The organism is Acinetobacter sp. CS-2 (genome assembly GCF_016599715.1).
Lineage (GTDB): Bacteria > Pseudomonadota > Gammaproteobacteria > Pseudomonadales > Moraxellaceae > Acinetobacter.
This window is the reverse complement of record NZ_CP067019.1, coordinates 2596511-2620326: the sequence shown is the minus strand read 5'-3', so window position 1 is coordinate 2620326 and position 23816 is coordinate 2596511. Positions and strand designations below refer to the sequence as shown.

The 23816-nt window shown below is 37.9% G+C and carries 18 protein-coding genes and 1 riboswitch; of the genes, 9 read left to right on the top strand and 9 right to left on the bottom strand.

Features of this window, described 5'->3' with window-relative positions:
- Window positions 1–6: 6 nt before the first annotated feature.
- Together JFY49_RS12845 and JFY49_RS12840 are read right to left on the bottom strand one after the other, a co-directional pair.
- Window positions 7–1452 (bottom strand): protein adenylyltransferase SelO, encoded by a 1446-nt coding sequence (locus JFY49_RS12845; protein WP_200223130.1) that lies wholly within the window; start codon window positions 1450–1452, stop codon window positions 7–9.
- A gap of 240 nt (window positions 1453–1692) precedes the next feature.
- Window positions 1693–2721, bottom strand: a complete 1029-nt coding sequence (locus tag JFY49_RS12840) for a transposase (protein WP_200224774.1) — start codon at window positions 2719–2721, stop codon at window positions 1693–1695.
- Between the two features lie 34 nt (window positions 2722–2755).
- On the opposite strand from JFY49_RS12840, the gene gmtY reads away from it, so the two are divergent.
- Genes gmtY through gmtX form a run of 3 tightly spaced genes read left to right on the top strand, consistent with a single transcriptional unit; the run spans window position 2756 to window position 7547 of the window.
- Window positions 2756–4216 carry a gamma-mobile-trio recombinase GmtY gene (gmtY, locus tag JFY49_RS12835; protein WP_200224876.1) on the top strand — a complete coding sequence of 487 codons (1461 nt, stop codon included), beginning with the start codon at window positions 2756–2758 and terminating at the stop codon, window positions 4214–4216.
- Window positions 4216–6870: an integrase family protein gene (locus tag JFY49_RS12830; protein ID WP_227609466.1), complete on the top strand. Its 2655-nt coding sequence runs from the start codon at window positions 4216–4218 to the stop codon at window positions 6868–6870. The genes gmtY and JFY49_RS12830 overlap by 1 nt, the downstream gene beginning before the upstream one ends.
- On the top strand, window positions 6870–7547 hold the full coding sequence (gmtX, locus tag JFY49_RS12825) for a gamma-mobile-trio protein GmtX (protein ID WP_200223127.1): 678 nt from the start codon (window positions 6870–6872) through the stop codon (window positions 7545–7547). Before JFY49_RS12830 ends, gmtX begins: the two co-directional genes overlap by 1 nt.
- Before the next feature lie 54 nt (window positions 7548–7601).
- Here gmtX and JFY49_RS12820 read toward each other — a convergent pair whose 3' ends face one another.
- The 7 genes from JFY49_RS12820 to JFY49_RS12790 form a co-directional block, all read right to left on the bottom strand.
- A complete protein-coding gene (locus JFY49_RS12820) occupies window positions 7602–10331 on the bottom strand; it encodes a restriction endonuclease (RefSeq protein WP_200223126.1) in 2730 nt (909 codons plus the stop codon).
- A gap of 442 nt (window positions 10332–10773) precedes the next feature.
- The gene (locus tag JFY49_RS12815) at window positions 10774–11940 is read right to left on the bottom strand and encodes an acyl-CoA desaturase (RefSeq protein WP_086197513.1); all 1167 of its coding nucleotides are present in this window, start codon (window positions 11938–11940) and stop codon (window positions 10774–10776) included.
- Window positions 11941–12221: 281 nt separating this feature from the next.
- Window positions 12222–12932: a glycerophosphodiester phosphodiesterase gene (locus JFY49_RS12810; protein ID WP_086197512.1), complete on the bottom strand. Its 711-nt coding sequence runs from the start codon at window positions 12930–12932 to the stop codon at window positions 12222–12224.
- A gap of 73 nt (window positions 12933–13005) precedes the next feature.
- Window positions 13006–13707 (bottom strand): IS1 family transposase, encoded by a 702-nt coding sequence (locus JFY49_RS12805; protein ID WP_004693132.1) that lies wholly within the window; start codon window positions 13705–13707, stop codon window positions 13006–13008.
- Window positions 13708–13824: 117 nt separating this feature from the next.
- Entirely contained in the window at window positions 13825–14526 is a 702-nt protein-coding gene (locus JFY49_RS12800) for an IS1-like element ISPa14 family transposase (RefSeq protein WP_001223318.1), read from the bottom strand.
- A 309-nt stretch (window positions 14527–14835) separates the two neighbouring features.
- The gene (locus tag JFY49_RS12795; protein ID WP_086197511.1) at window positions 14836–15414 is read right to left on the bottom strand and encodes a cob(I)yrinic acid a,c-diamide adenosyltransferase; all 579 of its coding nucleotides are present in this window, start codon (window positions 15412–15414) and stop codon (window positions 14836–14838) included.
- A 102-nt stretch (window positions 15415–15516) separates the two neighbouring features.
- The gene (locus tag JFY49_RS12790) at window positions 15517–17355 is read right to left on the bottom strand and encodes a TonB-dependent receptor plug domain-containing protein (RefSeq protein ID WP_180081092.1); all 1839 of its coding nucleotides are present in this window, start codon (window positions 17353–17355) and stop codon (window positions 15517–15519) included.
- 35 nt (window positions 17356–17390) lie between these two features.
- A riboswitch (cobalamin riboswitch) is annotated at window positions 17391–17601 on the bottom strand.
- Between the two features lie 156 nt (window positions 17602–17757).
- Between JFY49_RS12790 and JFY49_RS12785 the strand changes: the two genes are divergently transcribed.
- The 6 genes from JFY49_RS12785 (at window position 17758) to JFY49_RS12760 (ending at window position 23792) form a co-directional block, all read left to right on the top strand.
- Complete coding sequence (locus tag JFY49_RS12785; RefSeq protein ID WP_086197509.1) at window positions 17758–18399, top strand: phosphoribosylanthranilate isomerase; 642 nt, start codon at window positions 17758–17760, stop codon at window positions 18397–18399.
- On the top strand, window positions 18383–19612 hold the full coding sequence (gene trpB / locus JFY49_RS12780; RefSeq protein WP_166171307.1) for a tryptophan synthase subunit beta: 1230 nt from the start codon (window positions 18383–18385) through the stop codon (window positions 19610–19612). Before JFY49_RS12785 ends, trpB begins: the two co-directional genes overlap by 17 nt.
- A gap of 395 nt (window positions 19613–20007) precedes the next feature.
- Window positions 20008–20862 carry an IS982 family transposase gene (locus tag JFY49_RS12775; protein ID WP_200223125.1) on the top strand — a complete coding sequence of 285 codons (855 nt, stop codon included), beginning with the start codon at window positions 20008–20010 and terminating at the stop codon, window positions 20860–20862.
- A 19-nt stretch (window positions 20863–20881) separates the two neighbouring features.
- Window positions 20882–21910: a transposase gene (locus JFY49_RS12770; protein WP_200223124.1), complete on the top strand. Its 1029-nt coding sequence runs from the start codon at window positions 20882–20884 to the stop codon at window positions 21908–21910.
- A gap of 199 nt (window positions 21911–22109) precedes the next feature.
- Entirely contained in the window at window positions 22110–22628 is a 519-nt protein-coding gene (locus JFY49_RS12765) for a DUF1543 domain-containing protein (RefSeq protein WP_166171309.1), read from the top strand.
- Between the two features lie 171 nt (window positions 22629–22799).
- Window positions 22800–23792 carry a DUF2804 domain-containing protein gene (locus JFY49_RS12760; protein ID WP_180081094.1) on the top strand — a complete coding sequence of 331 codons (993 nt, stop codon included), beginning with the start codon at window positions 22800–22802 and terminating at the stop codon, window positions 23790–23792.
- The last annotated feature ends 24 nt before the right edge of the window (window positions 23793–23816 follow it).

The following is a 23816-nucleotide window of genomic DNA, read 5'->3' as shown; positions in this document are numbered from 1 at the left end:
AATAAATTAAGATGAACAGTTCACCATCACTTCTGACACATCACTTGGCAATGGCGCTAAATCTTCACGCTGTTCTAAATCAGGCTGTTTAATATAAGGTTGGCTTAGCAATTTAAACAGACGCTCGACTTCGGAAAAATCATCCCGTTCTGCCAGCTCAATCGCTTTTTGTGCCATGTGATTGCGTAAAATATATTGCGGATTGGCTTTGGCCATTTCGGCATCCAGTTCATCAGTATCCTGATTCGCCCGAATGTTTTCATATTGAGCCAGGAAACTTTCAAACTGGCGGCGGTCCAGGCAGTCATCTTTAATGCTTTCATATTGCTTATTCTGTAAACGAATAAAGCCTTCAGTGTAGTCCAGTTGTTCCGTCTGTAAAATTCGCAAGAACACCATGCCACAATCAAAACTGTCTTTGTGGAAACTTGGCAGTCCCATTTTTTGACACAGTCCAAGGGTGTAATGTTCAAGAAAAGTAGTTTCAAAATGTTCTAAGCATTTCGCTAAATTTTCTTTGAACTGTTCTTTTTCCGCAGGATCTTTTTTGAGTTGAATCAGGTTGTTCAGCCACATCCATAAGTTCCAGTGCCCAATACTCGGTTGCTGCTGGTAGGTGTAACGACCTTGGTAATCCGAGTGGTTATTCATCCAGTTCGGACGGAAACGCTCCATAAATCCATAAGGACCAAAGTCGAGGGTTGAACCGGTGATATTCAGGTTGTCGGTATTCATCACTCCATGGGCAAAACCCACCAGTTGCCACTTGGCAATCATCACCGCAGTACGTTGAATCACTTGGGTGGCAAAAGCCAAAATTGGCTGTTCAGCTTGCAGACATTCAGGATAGTGCCATTCCATGCATTTCTGTACGAATTCTTCTAGAAGGTCGGGCTGATATTGGTTGATCCATTCAAAATGTCCAAAGCGAATATGGCAGTCTGAGGTCCGCAGCATCATGGCACCGGGTTCCATTTTTTCCCGTTGTATGCCTTGGGTGGAAGAGGTGAAACCCACGGCATTACTCGATGCAATGCCTAAAGCATTGAGTGCATGACCCGCCAGATACTCCCGAATGACGGAACGCAATACCGCACGGCCATCGCCCATACGGGAGTAGGGGGTAGAGCCGGCGCCTTTTAAATGCAAGTCGATGGTTTGATTGTTCTTATCCAGAATTTGCCCGATCAGCAAGCCACGACCATCACCCAATTGTCCTGCCCATTGTCCGAACTGATGACCGGCATAGACCATGGCCAAGGGGGGGAATTCAGCAAAGGTTTTTTGTCCACTACAGATTTCCACCCATTGAGCTTTATCCTGTTCTGACCACTGTAATTTATCAGCCAGTGCTGCATTGAAATGACCAGCTTTTGCTCCCTTTAAGGGAACAGGCATTTGATGATGATAAAGCTTGGGATTGAGCGAAGGGTAACGCGGATTAATTTGCACGGGACAATCTAAAAAATGGGGGGAGATGTGATCACTATAGCAAATTTAAACCACAAAAATGAATAAAGCCCCATTGTTTTATATATAGTGACTTAAACTATGTATATAGTGTACTAAGGTAGAGTGATCTACCTTTTTATTTACTCTTTTAATCTATATTTTATAGTGTAATATATGTATATTGTGTATGAGATTTTAATGTGGCTACAGTTAAAGTAAAAGCATAGGACTTACGCACTATTATTTATAGATTCTCTGTGGTAGCAGATGATTTTTATCGAGAATAAAGTCATCAATGAAGTTTTTGATCATTGGTCTAAATAATTTCTTCTGCCAACGATATACATTTTCAAAGATCCGCTCAAACTGGTTCTTTTGTATCTCGACGTAGGCCATCAAGGCTGCAAAAATATGATTCAAAATCAGTTTAGATCGTCTTACTTGAAACTTTTCAATATGACAAACCTGTTTAATCACTCGGTGATATTGCTCTATTTTCCAATGACTTGAATGTAATTCATGAAAACCCTCAAAGGACAATAAATCATCTTGATCTTGATGCACAATATAAAACCTCTGCTGTTCTTTTAACTGAGTCTTAAATAATTGTACAAAGCCAAAATCTTTGAGCCAGACCACTTGACCCTGATGGAAATTTGGCAATAAACGCAGTTGAAACCATTGTCCTTTTTCTGGGGAAACCTTACGGTTACAGTCGATACCAAACATAAATCGAATACCATATTTTCTTATGGTTTTTAGATTTCCAGTCGATGAATACCAACTATCACCTGTAATAAATTGAATCTTTGCACCCCAACTGAGTACTTCACTTAACATATCCATAAAGTAATCATTCTTGGTTTTACTTTCAGATTTGTCATAAATTCGGAAATTAATTGGAATATTTTGACCATTTTGATCTGTCGCATACAAGGTAATGAGATTAATACCCTTGACGGATCGGTGGTGTTTGCCTGACCAAAAATAGCTAACTAAGTCCATATGCTGACTATACGGTTTATCTAAAACAGTATCATCAATACTGACTATAAGTTTATTATTATCAATATGTTGAATTGCTTCTTGATATAGGTCGTGAGGTGTGTAGTCTTCACGCTCTAGAAAGCGATTTACACTATCATGCGAGATGTTATAAGTCTCGGCAAGTTGTGTGCAGCTAATAGAGTTCGGTTCTGTCATGAGAAAGCCCATATAAATGGGTAGAGTACAAGTTGCTGTAGAAGCATGTTTAATTCGTCTGATCACAGATACTTTATAAAGCATTTTAATACTTTTTTGAATCTGTCAATGCGTAAGTCCTAAAGCAATAATTACTGAAGATAATACGGGAATTAAAAGTCAGCTCCCAATTTTACTGACAGAACAAGGTGACTTAAGATCACTTACGGACTATTTACTTAAACTAGAAGCAGATGGGGCAAGTTTGTCTCTCATGAATAGTCTTATAAAGGCAGTGTCTTTATTTCTAGATTACATGGAGGCAAATGAAGGGTTATTTAATGATCCTAAAGTTCTTTTCCAAACATTTACTAAACGTTTATATAACGGAACAACTGGTGAAGATGGCCTTGATCCATCGGGATTATATTGGATACCAAATTCGATAAACACTATAAATGGCTATATCTACAGACTTACTAATTTTACTGATTGGCTTTCTCATCGTATTGGGACAATACAAATAAATCCATTACGTGATGCCACTTCACATGAGCAAAGGCTAAATTACGCAGCATGGTTTCGTAAAAACCAATATGATTTTCTCGGTCATATAGAAGATAAAACCGTTAATAATACTGTTCGTAAAGCTCGAACTATTAAAGGACGAATACCTCTAACAAAAACAAATGACGATGCTATAGCTTTTCCTGAAAATTATTGGGAAACCTTTTATAAAAATGGTATAGGGGGAGCAAAAGATCCACGAGTTGCGTTACGAGATAAATTGATAGTGTTATTAATGCATGGTGGTGGTTTACGTGAAAGTGAAGCTTTGACTCTTTGGGTCACTGATGTGTTTGAAGACCCTTATGATCCTGATATTGCTAATGTAAGAATCTATAATGAGGTTGAAGGTAAAGCTCCCGAAGGTTGGCGTAGTCTGAAAGGTAGAACCACTAGAGAAGCATATCTAAAAGAAGAGTATGCTCGAATTCCTCGAAGTAGAATGACTACAACACAAAAGTTGGGATGGAAAAACCGTCTTACTGACCACAAAGATAACTATTTACAGGTTCAATGGTTTCCGTCGGATTATGGTAGAGTTTTCATGCTTCTTTGGAAAACCTATCAGAAATATCGTGCAAGCGTGGAATGCCATCATCCTTATGCATTCATTTCATACCATCATTCTTCTATAGGTAATCCCTACACAATAAATGCTTTCCATCAAAGTTATGCAACTGCTTTAAACCGTATTGGTTTAATTCCCAATAAATCAGAAGGTCTTGATCCACATGGCCATCGTCACAATTATGGTAGACGCTTAGAACGAGCAGGACTTAGTCCATTGATCATACGTAAATGTATGCATCATAAATCATTAGAATCACAACTTCCTTATACAGGGAAAAGCCAGCAAGAAGTATCCGATGCTCTTAATAAAGCAACTTTACTATTGGCAAATACAGAGTCTACAACACCAAAAATAGATTGGAAAACACTGGTTGAATATGGATTCGATGATATTGATCCACAAGGTTTATTTACTGGTAAGAATCCAAAATTGAGAGGTAAATGATGCCAAAAATACGCAAAAAGAATGATGGGCGCACAACAGATTTAACCTTTTCCTGGATGCTTACTACTTTAGGTGCGGAGTGGAAACAATGGCAAATATTAGCTTCTGAATGGATACTTGAGCAACACCATGGTAATAGTCATAAACTTCTTGCATTAGCTCGATTCTTTGAAACTTATCTTTTTAAACACGCCAAGTATGCAACTGATATACGGTTATTTTTTCAGGGTTATATGGGGCATCGTTGTTCTAGTGAAGAGTTCGAAAATATCTTAAAACAACACCTGAATTGCCCCTATGAATTGCAAAGAGGTATTAATATTCCTTTTGATTTCATTGAATTTGTAATCAAGCGTCACTTTATGCAAATGGATGACCACAATAACTCACTACCTATTGTTCAAAATCCATTTGAAAAGATTAAATTACAAGCTGCTAATCATGAGACAGTTCGTAGTCCTTTACCGTATCGATATATTCAAGATTTAAGACAAATCTTATGTCCACTTCCCAATAAAGCTCAATTGGAAGTGATGGAACAAAACCTTCAACAAGGCGAAACTTTATTACCAGCCTATCATTACTGTCATTTTAAACACTGGGTTTGGGCTCAAAATCCGACACAGAAACTTAAGCGAGGTGGTGACTGGTTTAATATCGAACCTGAACTAATAGACAAATCTGATCCTGATTGCGTTTGGCGTACTATCGAAGTTAAAACCAAGGGTAAAAAAAATACCATTTACCAACTTTGGTCGCCTGTAAAGTCAATGATTCTTTTCATCAAACTTCATTTACCACTTCGCACTTATCAGATACGTATGTTGGATAGCGGAGAAGCAGATACTTGGCGTTATGATCATGGTGGATGGAAGTTAAATGATAAGTATAATTTCGTACTTGGAAGTCAAAAGCGTCCATTTAGTAAAGGTGTATTTCGCCGCATCCTTGATACGATGACAGGGCAATATTCCACTGGTATGTATATCAATACCAATAAAACTGCAGATCAAAACAAGGATGAATTAGAGCGTGGATACATCATTCCTTGGCAAAATAAAGAAGTCTTATATTGGTTAGAAAAGCTACGTAATTGGCAGGAAAAATACAACCCAATTGATAAACCTACAGACTGTACCACCCTACTGAAAAAGCATATTGGGAAAAAGAAAACTGAAATGCAATTAAAAAGCATGGGAGAGATTTCTTTCTTATTCCGTGATGCATCTGCAAAAGGCGCGGATAAGCACAAACCAGTAACAGAATATCCATTAGCGGACCTTTGGTATCAACTCTTATTTGCGTTAGAGCAACAACTTGCTCAACGTGGTAATACACTTGACAATGGCGAACGCTTAAAACTTGTTGTTGATAATTTAAATGATAAAGATGAAAGGGGGGTCTCTACACTGTTTCCTTTACACAGTTTAAGAGTTTCCCTTATTACTGCATACACGATGGACACCCAATTGCCCCTACCTGTTATATCTAAGCTGTTAGCAGGACATTCTCGGCTACTCATGACCATCTATTATAATAAGATAACTCCATCGAAGATTGCAGAAAAAATGGAAGAGGCTCATAAGCAATTGGATAATAAATCCGAACAATCAGTCCGTAACTTTCTGAAAGATGCCTCAATGGAGCAAATTAAATGCAAGATGGCATATCACCAACAAGACAGTATTCAAGCAGTGCTTACTAATCGCAACCCAATTGGCTGGGAAGAACGTGCAACTGGTTTATGTTTAGTCGGTGGCAATACTATTAGAACAGATGAAGTTAGTACATTAGGTGGTTGTTGGAACGGTGGAGAGATATTAAAGGAATCACAAATATCTATTAATCGGGTTTATGGTAGTGTTCCTCATGGTCCTGAAAATTGTATACGCTGTCGTTGGTTTATCACTGAAGCTCGTTACCTACCTGCGCTTAATGCACAATTTAACCAACTGAGTTATAAAGCGCATCAAGCTGCAAACCTGTCGATTGAAATTGAAACAGAATTAGAATTACTCAAAGATGAACAATTCTTCTGCGAAGAACAAGGTAAACCGTTTATACGTTTTGATGAACTTCAAGTATTAACACGTCGATGGGAAAAGCAAAGAGTTGAAGCGGATGAATACACTCAAGATTGGATGGCTTGCTTTGATCTTATTAGTAAGATTATTCGTATCGAAGAAGAAAGAACCCAGGAAGACAATAGAGATAAATTAATTGCAGTAGGTACAGAGCATGACATTAACTATGCTCTTAAATTTATTGAAACTGAGTCGGAACTACTACATTTATCTTTATTGTGTGAAGATGCTGAGTTTTATCCAGATTTACAAGATGAATTACGTAAAACTTCTGTTATTCAGAAGCGTTCTATTCAACTTAGTAGAATCTTTATGAAAAAAGGATTTCAACCCATTTTTTTAGAAATGGATGAAAAAAAACAACTAATTTCTGCAAATGCCATGATGCGGCATATGGCAAAAATTACAGATCCTGATGATAAGCTCGAAGGTTATAGAAAAGTTGCAAATTATATTGAAGCTGAAAAATACTTAATAGACAATCGTCTACTAAATGAAGGAATAGAAGCTTTAGGAAATAAAGTTCTTAACTTTAAAAGTTTCATTCAGCCAGCCTTATTGGAGGAATAATGGAAATTAATATTGAAGTCATTCTTGAAGGCTTAAAAGAAGACAAATCACAAAGAACAAAGGATAATCTTGATCAGCTAAACAATATTCTTAAAGAATATACTGATTCAGGCCAAAGAGACTTTTCTATTACAAAGATTGGTCGAATATCTTTAGCGAAAGGAGGCTTAGCTTATGAAGCATTACGAGCAACTCGGAATAAACATTATCGAACACTAATTGAGGCATGGGCTCAAAAATTTAACACTAATACTAAAAAGCCTATTGTTCCGTATGCACGTTCTAAGAAAGTTCCTAAAGATAATCAATTATTAGAACGCATTCCTGATCCAGCATTGAGAGTTCTATTTGGGCAAATAATTGCAGAGAGAAATCGTTATCTTAAAGAAGTAAATTTACTTAAGCAGCATGCAAATATTACTATTGATAAGCGTCCCGTACGACAGTTTAATGATCCAATAGAGCCAAGTATCGAGGTATTACCTTCTTTATTGGGATTATTAAGTGAGTCGGAAAAAAGAGCATTATTTTATGCCATATCCGATGAATGTATGGAAAAAAATGATTGGGTAACGACTCAAGCTGGTCAAGTAAAGCATATCGAATACAATAGTGAAATTTTTCCGAGGGGGTTTGCGACAGGTTTACGTAAAATTCTCAAAGAATTAGATAATTAAATGGAAGTTTATTAAAAAACAGCCCCTGTACGTGAGCTGTTTTTTACAATTCTTTTAAGCTACATCTGAAACATTTACGTCATGTTCTTTATTAAGAGTCTTGTTCGCTAAATTTTTAAAGCGCAATAAGGCACTGATATATCGTTGCCCTGTTGCAGGTTTCCACTTTTTCCCTAGTTCGGCAGACATTTTTTCAACCAGTGTATTTATTTCCTCACCATGATGCACAATGAGCTTATCTAACAAGATAATCGTATCTGCTTCTAATACCTTAATAGCTAGTTGTTGTTCGATCGAAAATTCAGGATTATTTGTTTTTACTAACTCAATACGATTATTGCTAACCCTTCGACAAATACCTAATGCGACTAGATCAGAAATAACATTACGAGCCCCTGATTCTGTTTGATCAATAGTCGTTTGGGCTATGATTTTTTCAAGTAGAACGACTGCATTTTCAAATGTACTTGCTGCTAAAAACAAACTGGTTTTATTACGGCCTCCAGTAATTTCACCAAAATCAGGAGAATAACTATCAGCATCATATACTCTAACTTTATCGTGCAATAAGCTCATTAAGCCAGAAAATCTTAACCAAGATAAGATTTTCACTACATATTTCATCTGAGCTTTTTCTTCGTTTGAGGCATAAGCTGTATCAATAATAGATGACATATCCTCAATAGTTATAATTGGTTCATTATTATTTTTAGAGGCTGCTAGGGCTTCTTGATAAATGACATGTCCAAGCATTTGATTACGAACTTTAAGAGCAATTTCATCAATTTCACAATTAAGTTTATATTTATCATCTTTAGTTTTTACAACCAATGCAAAGGATGATAAATCAACAAAAATATTCTGAATAGTTCCTCTACTGTAATTAGTTTTTTCTACTAATTCATCTATAGAAGCCGCATTATCCTTAATCAAATCTACGAATTTTAACGACACGCTATTTCCATAGTTGGGCATAAATGCCCAAGAAATAATGGGGGTTTCATTTGTAATAAGGTAATCTCTAAATACGTCCCAATATACAGAGATTTTTTCTCCTGTTTTAATTAACAATCTATCTGCAATTAATCTTGAAACAGTATTTTCACCAAATTCTTTTGTCGCCTCATAGCGATCGACAGGTGATTTTTTTGCTACAAATTTTAAACACTCAACTTCACGTGAAGGTCGTTCTAAATCTTCTTCAAATAGATTCTTGATTTGCATTTGGCTAATCAAAAGTTCTTCTTGAGAAATCCCTTCCTTTATTTTCTTAAACAAATGAATACAGAGCTTTTTAAGAAACCAAGGAAACCCTTGAGCTTGTTGTATTAATCTAGCTTTTAATGGTTTAGTAAGGCTAATCCCAGCTTCCTTTTCAAAACTAGAAATCATTCTATTAGAATCTTTTACATCAAATGTTTTTAACTTTCGTTCAGTTCGATGATCCCGTAAGTCATACCATAAACCGTAAGCAGGATTATCATTACCTAAAAAAATGCCTGTTCGCCATGAAAAACCAACTACCACATTGGTTTTCTCCGCAGAGATATCGAGAGCGAATCTTCTAAATGCACGAAACAAAGAAAAGAGTTCTTCTTTCATGAACACTTCTTCGAATTGATCAAAGAAGATCACCATTACTTTATTATTGTTTTCAAGATATTGTGCGCACTCTTGAAAGGATTTCCCACCTGTGATTTCGTCAATATTTTCAACGTAGAAGTTATTTTTAGATTCTATAAATCCATGACTAATAGCCGTTTTAAATGCTTTACATACAGCTTCAGCGACAAAACGAGAACCTCTTGCTGAACGTACATCAACCGGATAAAGATAAAGTTTATTTTTCCATTTTATATTAGTGAATCTGTCGGAAAGATTAGCAACTAGTGATGACTTTCCATTTCCTGATAATCCTGTCAATGCAAGAATTCTACAATCTGTGTCATTTGTACGTACAGACTCTAAAAAGTCCCATATTTCTTTTTGAATGTCATCTCTGCCGATAAAGTCTTTTGGACGGCAAGGTTTAGGATCCATGATGTCATCGGCTAATACAATTCCACTAACAACTTCTCTTGTAGGGGAATGAGCAATTAATTCAGTTTTTTTTGGGGTGGTTTTCTGTTCATAAAGCCTTATTTCAAGTTCTTCTAGCTTTCCTTCACTATCAAGAATTTGTCGTACTCGCTCTAAACTTATTTCATGTCCAGGTGAAACATATGCAATTAGTCCCGTTGGAGAACCATTTTCACTTTCTTGTAAAAGCCACACAGGTACAATTTCTGGATGAATAAGTAGAGTAGCCGAGGTAACATTTGCATTTAATTGAATTGTGTCAATATTTGCAACTTGACCGCTTACCTCTAAAGCTGACAGGATTTCCTCACTATTATAGAAAGAAAAATCAATTCCTTTTTTGATATAATTATCATAAGTACCCTGAGCATCCTTACCTAATTTAACAGTTGAAAATAAAGCTATTTTATTGAAGTCACCTCTGAAAGATTGAGCAAAACAAAGGTCTACTATTTTTGAGTCAATCGCACTTTTATCATTAAAAAATTTACATTCTATATATACAGTCTTCTGAGAGGGTTTATGGGTAGCTTCTAGATCTACTTCCATCCCAGTTCTTCTGACTTCACAACCTGTAATTTCATAAGACTGTTTTCGAAGAATTTGGGCACATAATTTCTCAAAATATGTACCTTTTTGAGAAGTAGTGTATTCAACAGGCACACTTACAATGATGTTTTTTTCAATTGGTAGAATGGAGCTCATTAATTAATCGCAATATTATATTTTTCCTTAAATTTACACTATTTAAAGTTAGAAGAAAATTAAATTTAGCTTTAAAAAATTGGGAATATTTTAGCTTTCATCTCTCTGACATTAATATTCAAAAGAACCAATGGCACTATTTTATTTATTATTCTATATTTCTATCGCAATAATTAAGTATTTTATAATTTGCGTCTTTCAGTTAGATCAAGTATTCCATTTATATGATATTAAGAAATTTTCTAAACAAATTAATCAGTAATATTTATAAAAAAGATCCTTACGCCTAAGAAAGCAAAAAGCGTACATACTAAAGTACATGGTATGTACGCTTTAATCATTAAAATTAAATATTAAATTTCAAATATTTAAATTAATATATTTTACATATACACAGTTTTCACTATATACAAAAAAATGGGGCTTTATATTGAACCAGATTTTATTCTGAAACTGGATTCTTTTTAATACTACGCATTAAAATTTTCAAGCTGTCGCGATGATGAACAAGGCGCTGTTCAACCAATTGGAAATCAACTTTAAGTTTGTTATCCATTTGATGAATTTTTTCAGCAACAGAGGCTTTCTTGACTTGAATCTCTTGCTCTTTCAGTGTTGCCCAATCATTTAAAGTTTGGGTAAAAGCTTCGTATTCCTGAGCAATGCGAAGTTTAGCCGTTGCCATATCTTCATTGACATTATGGCCATATACTGCCAAATCCTGTTCAGCATATTTAAAGCGCATTGCTAATTCTGCTTTTTTGATATTAAAGCTTGGAATGCGGCGTAAGTTTTTAGCTAAGCCCAGTTTTGAACAGGACCAGATCAACCATTTGGTCGGGTCATACTGCCACCATTTCACGCCGTTACGGTAATCGTACTGGAAAATGTGGTGGTAGTTGTGATAACCCTCACCCCAAGTGGCAATGGCTAAAATGAAATTGTCACGCGCAGTGTTTTCGTCGGTATAAGGGCGTTTGCCCCACATGTGACACAGTGAGTTAATGAAGAAAGTTACATGATGGCTCAAGATCAGACGGAGTAAACCACCCAATAACACGACGCCCCACATGTCACCCACAGCCCAGCCTACAGTGGTCAGAATGACTACGTGTACGGCAATCACCAGCGGAATGTAATATTTGTCTTGGAACATCACCACTTTGTCGTTTAACAAATCAGGTGCATTTTTATAGTTTGCTTCTGCTGCCGGATAGTTACGAAGCATCCATCCCATATGCGCATACCAAAAACCATTATTAATTGAATATGGGTCTTTCTCGACATCATCAACATGACGATGATGAGTACGGTGACCTGAAGCCCAGAACAAAATACTGTTCTGAACAGCAAAAGTACCCATAATCATTAAAATAATTTTTAATGGAAGAGTTGCTTCATAAGCACGGTGTGCCCATAAGCGGTGATAACCCGCGGTAATCCCTAAACTGCTAAAACCAAGCAGTACAAATAAGCTGATCCATGCGCCTAAGCTAAAATCATGATGATAAGCATATAAAGGGATAGCGATTACAGCCACAATTGGTAAAAAAACCAATGCAAACACTGCAATCCAGTTAATTGGGGCTTTGGGTAAGGGAGCATTCATCTCCAACAGCACTCCTAGAACCGTATAAGGGTAAGGTATAAATGAATTCTTAATTCAATACAAATTATAGGGATTAAGACTTCTTCAATATTAGCATGAGCGAACAAATCTTCACTAGCATTATTCTACAGGTGTATTGTACTAAACAGTAACAGAATACGGGGAAGGGTTGATTGATTTTATCGAAGGTCAAAGCTGCTTCCGTGAACAGCAGCGATGTGAGTCATTTTTGATTCAATAAATAGCGGATTGAGTCACAAAAGTGGGGACAGAAACTTTTATTAAAGTTGTTCGAGCATCATTTTGGGAAAGTCGGTAATTAATCCATCTATTCCCAAGCTTTGTAGATGCTTGGCACGCTCAACCTCATTGACTGTCCAGACACTAATGCCTAAATGTGCCTGTTGTGTGGCCTGAATCATCTCATCGCTTGCCAGCTGGTTCATCCAGCCAATTTGACAGCAACCGAGTTCTAAAGCCTGCTCAATAGCCAAGTATTGAATGTCATTTTCAACTAGTAAGCCGCGTTTAAAAATGGAGTATTGCCGTTTTAAAGCCTGATGAATTTTTAAATCGAAACTGGTGATCACGGCAGTTTGTTCAAAACCATGTAACTGTTGTTGTAATTCTAAAACCAGTTTTTCAGCATCGAACATGGTTGCCACTTCTTTGACTTCAACTTCAATATGTTCAAAGTCATGAATAATGCTCAGGGTTTGACGGAGTGTCGGGGTAAGCTGTTTTTCCCAGTCTATCCAGATATGTGCCTGATTATAAGCTTCAAGCTGGTGACTGTTTAAATCATAGAGTGCCTGATTGGTACCTGTGGTTCTTAGGAAATTGTCATCGTGCATGATGATGAGTTCACCGTCTTTGAGCTGACGGACATCAAATTCGACTGCCCGAATGCCTAGGTCATGGATATACTGAAATCCGCCCAAGGTATTTTCAGGGGCTTCTCCGCGTGCACCACGATGTCCGATGATTCGCATGTGTATCTCTAAGACAATTTATGAAAGTTATTTTACTTCAAATTTTGGTGGTGTTTTAAAAAGTATGCTGACATTAAATGAAGCCATTATTGATGTAAAAGAAGGTTAAGTCGAAGGCTTTAAAATGGTTTTCAAGCTTTTTGGAGAAATTACAACTTCTTCTAAAACCACGCCTTATTCGATGCCTTATTTTGCAATTATTACCTTCAATTCCTACAGTAAAAAACTTACCAATACTTTGCTTGCAGTTTTTAAAAGCAGTGATGAAACTGTCCCAATGATCACTTGCAATTCGGGTGTAGTGAATACCTAATTGTTTAAGCTTTGTCTTCAACCTTTGGACTGTAGCTAAATCTCTCTTACCCCAAACATAAGCAACAATCTCACCTGTTTCTCGATGGTAAGCGTAAATAAGCCATTGTTTATTATTTTTATTTCCAACAAAAGTCCAGAATTCATCTACTTCGAGAGATTCATAATGACTTTGTTTAGGCTGAATTTGATAGGCCGATTCAGTTAAAGTCCGTAAGACTTTACCGATACTAATGCGCTCAACTTCAGCGATATCTCGTATACCGCTGCCTCTGACCATTAACTGTAATATTTTACGAGTAATGCCAGAATTACATCCTAGATAGCTCAGAGCATGGTCACCAATAAACTGACGTTTGCAGTCTTTGCATTGGTAGTTCTGTTTCCCATCTACTTTGATGCCATTTTTCTTTATATTGTCACTGAGGCAGGTTGGACATTTGATTTCTAGAGTTATTTGCATTTCTCTATTTTATCAAAACTCAACCTGCTTTTTTTTAGCATACTTTTTGATACACCACCCAAATTTTAAATATGGATTTATTAATTTCTTGGTGGTGTTTCAAAAAGTATGCTGACATTAAATGAAGCCATTATTGATGTAAAAAAAGGTTAAGTCGAAAGCTTTAAAATGGTTTTCAATCTTTTTTGAAAAATTACAACTCCTTCTAAAACCGCGCCTAATTCGATGCCTTATTTTGCAATTATTACCTTCAATACCTACAGTAAAAAATTTACCAATACTTTGCTTGCAGTTTTTAAAAGCAGTTATGAAACTGTCCCAATGATCACTTGCAATTCGGGTGTAGTGAATACCTAATTGTTTAAGCTTTGTCTTCAATCGTTGAACTGTAGCTAAGTCTCTTTTACCCCAAACATAAGCAACAATCTCACCTGTTTCTCGATGGTAGGCGTAAATAAGCCATTGTTTATTATTTTTATTTCCCACAAAAGTCCAAAACTCATCAACTTCAAGAGACTCATAATGACTTTGTTTAGGCTGAATTTGGTAGGTCGATTCGGTTAAAGTACGTAAAACTTTACCGATACTGATTCGCTCAACTTCAGCGATATCTCGTATACCACTACCTCTGACCATCAACTGTAATATTTTTCGAGTAATGCCTGAATTACATCCTAGATAGCTCAGAGCATGGTCACCAATAAACTGACGTTTACAGTCTTTGCACTGATAGTTTTGTTTCCCATCTACTTTGATGCCATTTTTCTTTATACTGTCACTGAGGCAGGTTGGACATTTGATTTCTAGAGTTATTCGCATTTCTCTATTTTATCAAAATTCAACCTGCTTTGTTTCAGCATACTTTTTGAAACACCACCAATTTCTTTAAGGAATATTGTCACTACAGCGTCTTTTCATTTGAATTATATCTTGAAAATTAACCTTCGGTTCGACCTACTTTTGTTTCGGCAAAAGTAGGCAAAACCATTATCATCTGCAAAACTCGTCAAAAACCGTAATTTTTTTAAGTTTTTCGCAAAAAACATTAGACTTTAAATATAGTCCTGCCTCGAACAGTTGCAGATGACGTGGCCGAGTATCAAATAGCAGATTTAAATTTTAATTTTTTCAAATCGTCTCATTAATATTTTTTTGCCAAAGCACTTCAGATCCGCCTTCAGCACGTTGCAAGGTACGCGATGCAACAAATAACCAGTCGGACAGGCGATTAAGCAACTGTAGCGAGTTGGCCTGAATATTCTGGTCACGGCTATGTACCGACATTACACTGCGCTCGGCACGACGGCAGACGGCACGGGCCTGATGGGCATAACTGCAAGCTAAAGTTCCGGCAGGTAATATAAAGTCTTTCAGCATTGGCAATGCTTCGTTCATACGGTCAATGTCATTTTCCAAAAACTCGATGGAAACCGCTTGAACCAGGTTAAAGTTTGGAATGCAGACTTCACCGCCGAGGTCGAATAACCAGTGCTGAATCAGGCTTAAGGATTTATCCCAGTTGGCTTTTTCTGCAATAGTACTGTGGGCAATCTGTGAGCGAAGTACGCCAATACAGGCATTCAGCTCATCCACATCGCCTAGTGCCGTAATGCGCAAGTCATCTTTGGCGACACGCGAACCATCACCGAGTCCAGTTGTGCCTGAGTCGCCGGTACGGGTATAGATTTTACTTAAACGGTGGCCCATATCTGTTCCTTGAGTTTTTGATGAATACAATAAAAAAGGATAATGTCGGTCATAACATTATCCATAAACTGCGCTGTTTTAAAATTTTTTGCTGTTAAGAGCTTAGTAACGGAAGGTTACACCCGCAGAAGCGAGGCGACCGCCGTTGACATAGTAATAACCTTGGTCTTGGTATGCAGTCTTATATTCAACATCCCCAATATTTTGAATATTGGTAAATAGTTTCACATTTGGGTTTACATTCCAGAAAGCATTTACATCAACCGTCGCATAGCCCGGGTTCTTGTAGTTTTTATCCCAATCTTTAGATTTGGATTTAGCGACCAAAGATGCACTAATACCATATACTTCGTTTTGTAAGCCAGTTGTTAAGGTAAAACCTTGACGAGGGCGACGATTTAAATCTTGATGAGTTGCTTCATTTTGAGGTTTAACGTAGCTATAGGTTGCTTTGGCAAATAAATCATCTTGCTGCCAGCCTAAATAAGCCTCACCACCTTGATAAGTAGCCTTTTGAATATTTGTCAGTTTGCCATTGCTGCCTGAGGCGATCAAATCTTTAACTTCTGTGTAGTAAGCAGATAAACCTGTTTGCAAACCATAAGCCAGATTTTGGTCAAAACCAATTTCATAAGATGTACTTTCTTCAGGGTTCAGATCTGGGTTGCCATTCCATGAATTATAAAGTTCATTCAAGGTTGGCGATTTAAATGCTGTACCTACATTTACATATGCGCTGGTTGATGGCAGCAATTGGTAGCGAGCAGCAATTTGACCTACAGTATGAGTCCCATATTTTTCATTGTCTTCTACACGGACACCAATCTGGGTGTTGAGTTTAGTCCCGTTAAATTGATGCTGAATATAATATCCAGTTGAGTCCACATCTTCATTATAAGGTGTGCCATAAGACAGAATATCGCCATCCAGATTGCGATGAGTCACACCTGTAAGTAAAGTCTGCTGAGGCATGAGGTTCCATTTACCATAGAGTTCTGCTTCTTGAGTTTTACCATGTACAAAGTCGGTTGAATCTTTTTGGTCGACTTCATCCGTAAATTGAGATAAACGTGCATTCAGTTCAAATTGATCAGTCAGGTTTATACGACCACGAAGATTGATAATTTCATTTTCAAAGTCTTGTTTCAGCAATGCACCATTAAATGAATAAGCATCATATAGGCTGGTGCCTTTATTGGTACTGTAGTCAATTGATGTTGCAAGTTTTTCTTTTTCCACACCAAATTTAGTACTAAAGCCTTTTTGATCAAAAGAAGCGGTTTCATGGCTGTTGGTTTTTTGGTTGGTTACTTTTGTTGCATCAGATTCTAATCGTTGGCCGCGAATTTGAGCATAAAAACCGTCTTCATATAAATCAGCACCGATGACAGATTTATAGGTTTTATGTTCTCCTATTTCACCTGTAACGAATGCACCTGTTTTTTCAGGTTTTTTTGAAATCAATTGAACCACACCGCCAATAGCATCTGTACCATATAGAACAGAAGCAGGGCCTTTTAGAATTTCGATTTGTTTGATATCTGTGGTATCAATAAAAGCAAGGCTTGCTGTACCCGAAGATGCATTATTTAATCGTATGCCATCACGTAAAATCAAAGTATGGTCTGATTCAGTACCACGTAAATAAATATCGGCAAGTTGCCCCATACCGCCACTTTGAACCATGTTGATGGTAGCATCATGTTTGAGCAAATCAGGAAAAGAGGCAATTGGTGATTGTTCAACAATTTGGGGTTCAATAATTGAAATACGCGCAGGCACATCTTTAATCTTTTCTTCAGAGCGTGTTGCGGTAACGACTAAAGTGTCTAAAGAAGCATTCACAGTCGTTGTATTGTCTTGTGCAGAGACAGATGCAGAGAAACCCATCGCAATAGCGATTGCGCCCACTAAAGCTGTAGGCTGAAATTGAATAGACATAATGTGCTCCATACATTCACTCCCCGTGAATGATTGAGTTAAAGAACACAACAAGCAGGTATCCGGACTTAAATGTGCAGGGCAGGCACCATGCTGCCAATCCACCTTCCCACATTTTCATGCAGTGGCGTAAACCAGAGGTTTAAATTGATTGACGTTTCATTTTTTACCGTTGCGGGGGCAGTGTTGGATTTTCACCAACTTCCCTAAAGCTTTAAGGCTTTGACTTGTTGCAAGATGGGCGCAGTATAAAGATAGTATTGCTGATAAACAACGTCAGACAAGAATTATTCGGATGAACTTTACGCAAGCTAAAGAAATTGCATTACAATGATTCGCCCTTATGTTTATAGCATGACTATAAATTGGCAAAGTTAAGGTTAAAAAATTAGAGCGAATTGTATGCGAACCCGTGCCAAAATTTGCGGAATCACACGAATAGAAGATATACATTCAGTTGTGAATGCAGGAGCAGATGCGATTGGTTTTGTATTTTTTCCACCTAGTCCACGTAGTGTGACCAAAGAGCAAGTGAAAGAACTGATCCAGCATGTACCTGCCTATGTGCAAACAGTGGGTTTATTTGTCAATGCATCTGCGGATGACATTCAACACGTTTTAAAAGATGTGCCTCTGGATATGCTGCAATTTCATGGTGATGAAAGTCCTGAACAGTGTCAGCATATTTCCAAACAGGTCGGCCGCCGCTGGTACAAAGCCATCCAGGTGAAACCAGGTTTAGATATTCAAGCCGAAATTCAAAGTTATCAGGATGCAGGGGCAAGTGCTGTGCTGTTAGATGCCTGGCATCCAGATTTAAAAGGGGGCACCGGGCATAGCTTTGACTGGACCACTTTCCCAAAATTAAATATTCCGCTCATCTTGGCAGGGGGCTTAAACCCTGACAATATCGAGCAGGCAATTCTCACCACACAAGCCTATGCTGTGGATGTGAGCGGCGGTGTCGAGTCCGCAAAAGGTATAAAAGACCAACAACTCATCGAACGCTTTATGCAAGGAGTCCTACGTGGATCAGCAAAATAATGTGATTGACTATACCCAATTCCCTGATGCAAAAGGGCATTTCGGTATCCATGGCGGACGTTTTGTGTCAGAAACTCTGATGGCAGCTCTAGAAGACCTAGAAAAGCTGTATCTCCGTATGAAAAATGACGAACAGTTTCTGGCAGAATTCGACCGTGATCTGGCTTACTATGTAGGTCGTCCTAGTCCTTTATATTATGCTGAGCGATGGTCAAAAGAGTTGGGTGGTGCGCAAATTTACTTAAAACGTGAAGACTTGAACCATACCGGCTCACATAAAATCAACAACACCATTGGTCAGGCACTGCTGGCAAAACTTTCCGGTAAAAAACGTATTATTGCGGAGACCGGTGCAGGTCAGCACGGCGTGGCAACAGCGACGATTGCAGCGCGTTTAGGCCTGGAATGTGTCGTGTATATGGGTGCCGAAGACGTAAAACGTCAGGCTATGAACGTGTACCGTATGCGTTTGCTTGGTGCTAAAGTGGTGCCAGTAGAAAGCGGCTCTAAAACCCTGAAAGATGCATTAAATGAAGCGATGCGTGACTGGGTAACGAATGTAGACAGTACCTACTATATTATCGGTACAGTGGCGGGTCCTCATCCGTATCCGATGCTGGTACGTGACTTCCAGTCTGTGATTGGTCGTGAAGCACGTCGCCAGATTCTGGAACAGGCGGGCCGTTTGCCAGATGCATTGGTGGCTTGTGTGGGCGGTGGCTCGAATGCGATCGGTTTATTCTATCCATTCCTGAACGATCAGGACGTGAAAATGTATGGTGTGGAAGCAGCAGGTTTGGGGATTGAAACCGGTAAGCACTCTGCTCCGCTAAACGCAGGTCATGTCGGTGTGTTGCATGGTAACCGCACTTATCTGATGTCTGATGAGCAAGGCCAGATCATTGAAACCCATTCAATTTCTGCCGGTCTGGATTATCCGGGCGTTGGTCCTGAACACAGTTTCTTGAAAGATATGCACCGTGTTGAATATGTGCCGATTAATGATCAGGAAGCGCTTCAAGGTTTCCGTGATTTAACCCAGATTGAAGGGATTATTCCTGCGCTGGAAAGTTCACATGCGATGGCGTATGTGACTAAACTTGCGCCAACCATGTCTAAAGATCAAATTATTATTGCGACTGTTTCAGGTCGTGGCGATAAGGACTTGATGACTGTGGCACGTATTGATGGCGTAGAAATGGTTGAGATGTAATTTGCCTTGAAGCCCTCCTTTTTTAAAGGTGAGGACTTCAGAATATATTCTGAATCCGCAAGGGTGGATTTTATAAAGAATAAAATCGTGCTGAAGCAATTCAGCACGATTTTTTATACATACAGAAAAACTTTTCCTTTTTAGAAGGGTATCGAAGATGCAAGAACATATATTCTTTACTTTTGACGGGGCAAAAGTAACAAAACCCCTTTGTTTGGCAGAGAATACATCCTTGTATTCCTGCCAAACGGGCGACATCCATGTCGCCAGCGCGTATCATATTGAGATGTAATAATTAACCTGAGTTCGACATAAAAAAGAAACAAAGAAAAAGCCTTTGAAGTTGTAAGATTTTGGTTCTAAAGACAAAAAACTGCAACAACAAAGGCTTTCCCGTGGATTATATTACTGAAATATTCTGTTTAATAGATGACTTTTGCAAAGATTTTGAATCAACATTAAAAACGGCTCTCATTTCCGACCAACAACCAAGACGACAGAGAGCTAAAGCCCTGTGTTTATCTGAAATCATGACCATCACGGTACTGTTCCATCAATCAGGTTTTAGATTCTTCAAATATTATTACAACCATATGATTCGACCCTTCTGGAAAGAAGCATTTCCTACACTGCCCAGCTATAACAGAATGATTGAATTATTACCTCAATGTCTGACAGCATTAACGTGTTTCTTTCATCAAATTAAAGGTCAATGTACAGGAATTAGCTTAATTGATTCAACTAAACTGATCGTTTGCCATAATCGTCGTATTGCAAGGAATAAGGTTTTTAAGGGCCTGGCAGGACGAGGAAAAAGCAGTACGGGTTGGTTTTATGGTTTTAAATTACACATGGTTATCAATCAATTAGGTGAAATTATTAATATTGCATTTACATCAGGAAATGTTCACGATGTCAAAATGCTGGATGTGTTAGGTCAAGGCTTAAGTGGAGTTTTACTCGCAGATAAGGGATATATCAGTAAAGCTAAAGCCGAAGTTTTATCACAGCGAGGGCTTAAGATTTTAACGACTGGACGTAAGAATATGAAGAACCTGCCTCAATATAATGAGATGGAGAAGCAGCTTCTTTCAAAACGGGGATTGATTGAAACCGTGAATGATCAGCTAAAAAACTTGCATCAGATTGACCATACCCGACATCGCTCGGTTAACAATTTTATGGTCAATCTAATGGCAGCAATCATCGCTTATAGGACTTACGCATTGACGGATTCAAAAAAGTATTAAAATACTTTATAAAGTATCTGTGATCAGACGAATTAAACATGCTTCTACAGCAACTTGTACATTACCCATTTATATGGGCTTTCTCATGACAGAACCGAACTCTATTAGCTGCACACAACTTGCCGAGACTTATAATATCTCGCATGATAGTGTAAATCGCTTTCTAGAGCGTGAAGACTACACACCTCACGACCTATATCAAGAATCAATTCAACATATTGATAATAATAAACTTATAGTCAGTATTGATGATACTGTTTTAGATAAACCATATAGTCAACATATGGACTTGGTTAGCTATTTTTGGTCAGGCAAACACCACCGATCCGTCAAGGGTATTAATCTCATTACCTTGTATGCGACAGATCGAAATGGTCAAAATATTCCAATTAATTTCCGAATTTATGACAAATCTGAAAGTAAAACCAAGAATGATTACTTTATGGATATGTTAAGTGAAGTACTCAGTTGGGGTGCAAAGATTCAATTTATTACAGGTGATAGTTGGTATTCATCGACTGGAAATCTAAAAACCATAAGAAAATATGGTATTCGATTTATGTTTGGTATCGACTGTAACCGTAAGGTTTCCCCAGAAAAAGGACAATGGTTTCAACTGCGCTTATTGCCAGATTTCCATCAGGGTCAAGTGATCTGGCTCAAAGATTTTGGCTTTGTACAATTATTTAAGACTCAGTTAAAAGAACAGCAGAGGTTTTATATTGTGCATCAAGATGAAGATGATTTATTGTCCTTTGAAGGTTTTCATGAATTACATTCAAGTCATTGGAAAATAGAGCAATATCACCGGGTGATTAAACAGGTTTGTCATATTGAAAAGTTTCAAGTAAGACGATCTAAACTGATTTTGAATCATATTTTTTCAGCCTTGATGGCCTACGTTGAGATACAAAAGAACCAGTTTGAGCGGATCTTTGAAAATATATATCGTTGGCAGAAGAAATTATTTAGACCAATGATCAAAAACTTCATTGATGACTTTATTCTCGATAAAAATCATCTGCTACCACAGAGAATCTATAAGTAATAGTGCGTAAGTCCTAGCTTATTGTTTATCACCAAATAAACCAACATTTAAAAACATGCTTAATTATCAATCAAATTAAGTCGAACTCAGGTTAATTATTCTCCTAACTAAATTTTGTCATGTAAAGTTCCCCCTCCTTTGAAAAAGGATGAGAAACACTGTTTCGCAAGGGAGGAGGATTAAAATTAAGGAGAGAATCATGCCCAGCCTATTTATCGTCATGCTCGGTGGTCGTCATGCACGTGCCAATACAGAAGTCCATGATGTGGTTTTAGCAGTTGGTGAAACTTTGCAAGAAGTCTATCCACAACTGAAAAATGCATGGTTTGGGGAACAAAAAGGGTTGCATATTGATGCCTGGGCGCAAATCAATGGGATTGAATTTGACGGAAAACACTATCAAATCCAATTTAGCGATGCAGCACCGAATTCATCTTCAGAACATCTGTTTTTAATTAATCTGGGTGGCTACGATGCCCAGGAGTTTGGAGAACTGCATCGTTATGTTCTGGTTGTGGCACAAAATGCCATGTTGGCAAAACAACGGGGGAAGGCTTATTTTGCCAAGCATTGGCAGAAGCAACATACTGACCGAATATTAGATGTAGATGATTGTATTGTGATTGATCATATTCATGGCCGTTATGTAGAGCTGGTCGAAGGCCAGTTTTCAGCGAACCTCTGGGAAAATACCTATTTAATGCTGGATGAGGGTTGATTTATATCTAATTGATTAATAAATTATATTTATCAAATATTAGACCAGGTGAAATATTATAAATTTTTGTATTTTTCGATGAAATATGCTTTTTGACACTTTCAAGTTCCGCTTATATAGGCATAATAACGCTAAGGAATTGTTATCTCTTGGCTAGATGGAATTTGATAAATGGATTTGATTCAATCAAATGGACAACCGCATTATGGACGTTTTAGCGCCCTCCCCAAAACCATCGATTTGAATCAATACCAGTACAAGACACCTTATGGCGATGTCTTAACTGGTTGGCGCAAGCGATTAAAATATAAAAAGTTTAAATTTTGTTGTATTCAGCATGGCCATTATACGATTGGTCTGGCCATTGCCGATATTGCATGGGCTGGGCATGCCTTTTTCTATATTTATAATCATCAAAACCATGAGGTTTTAGAGTGGAATGCGATTAACCTGTTATCACGCAATACCGTGGTAGATGAACAGCCGCTTTATAACCAGAGTTTTTTTTCCAAGTCGCCTTTTCAAATTGATATCCAGCATGCCAATGGCGTGCGTTATATCCACGTCACCAAATATGGTGAAATCAGGCTTAGTGCGCGAATTTTCTGTGCTGGTACAAACCCGCTTAGTATGTGTAGCCCGACGGGAATTAATGGCTGGACTTATACGCAAAAACTGACGACTTTGGCCTGTGAAGGTTTTTTTATCAATAAACAGCGTGAAACCATACAGTTTAATGAAAGAACTTTTGCATCACTAGATGATACCTGTGGTTTTCTACGGCCGGAAACGGCCTGGTTCTGGTTATCCTGCAATTTTGGGGATGCGCAAAATAACCGGATCGGTTTGAATCTGGCTTCCGGGGTCAATGAAAGTTTTGGCAATGAAAACTGCTTATGGGTGAATGGCGTGTTGTATCCTGTCAGTGATGTTTTATTCCAGCATCAGGATGAGGGGCACTGGACAATTCGCTCACTGGATGAAAAATTAAATCTGGATGTCAAAACGGGCTGGCGACGTTATGAAAATCTGAATTTAAGACTGGTGGGCAGTCAGTTCAGCCAATGGCAAGCTAAAATTAGCGGGACCATTCAGCAAGATGATCAGGAAATTGTCTTGATCAATGAATATGGTTTGCTCGAACAGCATTATGCCAAGTGGTAACACACTGACTAAAAAACCAAGTGG

Bases quoted from the DNA above. Each gene is read 5' to 3' on its own strand.
- JFY49_RS12830 (WP_227609466.1), top strand. From the start codon at position 4,216: ATGCCAAAAATACGCAAAAAGAATGATGGGCGCACAACAGATTTAACC.
- gmtX (WP_200223127.1), top strand. From the start codon at position 6,870: ATGGAAATTAATATTGAAGTCATTCTTGAAGGCTTAAAAGAAGACAAA.
- JFY49_RS12820 (WP_200223126.1), bottom strand. From the start codon at position 10,331: ATGAGCTCCATTCTACCAATTGAAAAAAACATCATTGTAAGTGTGCCT.
- JFY49_RS12815 (WP_086197513.1), bottom strand. From the start codon at position 11,940: ATGAATGCTCCCTTACCCAAAGCCCCAATTAACTGGATTGCAGTGTTT.
- JFY49_RS12810 (WP_086197512.1), bottom strand. From the start codon at position 12,932: ATGCGAATCATCGGACATCGTGGTGCACGCGGAGAAGCCCCTGAAAAT.
- JFY49_RS12805 (WP_004693132.1), bottom strand. From the start codon at position 13,707: ATGCAAATAACTCTAGAAATCAAATGTCCAACCTGCCTCAGTGACAAT.
- JFY49_RS12800 (WP_001223318.1), bottom strand. From the start codon at position 14,526: ATGCGAATAACTCTAGAAATCAAATGTCCAACCTGCCTCAGTGACAGT.
- JFY49_RS12795 (WP_086197511.1), bottom strand. From the start codon at position 15,414: ATGGGCCACCGTTTAAGTAAAATCTATACCCGTACCGGCGACTCAGGC.
- JFY49_RS12790 (WP_180081092.1), bottom strand. From the start codon at position 17,355: ATGTCTATTCAATTTCAGCCTACAGCTTTAGTGGGCGCAATCGCTATT.
- JFY49_RS12785 (WP_086197509.1), top strand. From the start codon at position 17,758: ATGCGAACCCGTGCCAAAATTTGCGGAATCACACGAATAGAAGATATA.
- JFY49_RS12765 (WP_166171309.1), top strand. From the start codon at position 22,110: ATGCCCAGCCTATTTATCGTCATGCTCGGTGGTCGTCATGCACGTGCC.
- JFY49_RS12760 (WP_180081094.1), top strand. From the start codon at position 22,800: ATGGATTTGATTCAATCAAATGGACAACCGCATTATGGACGTTTTAGC.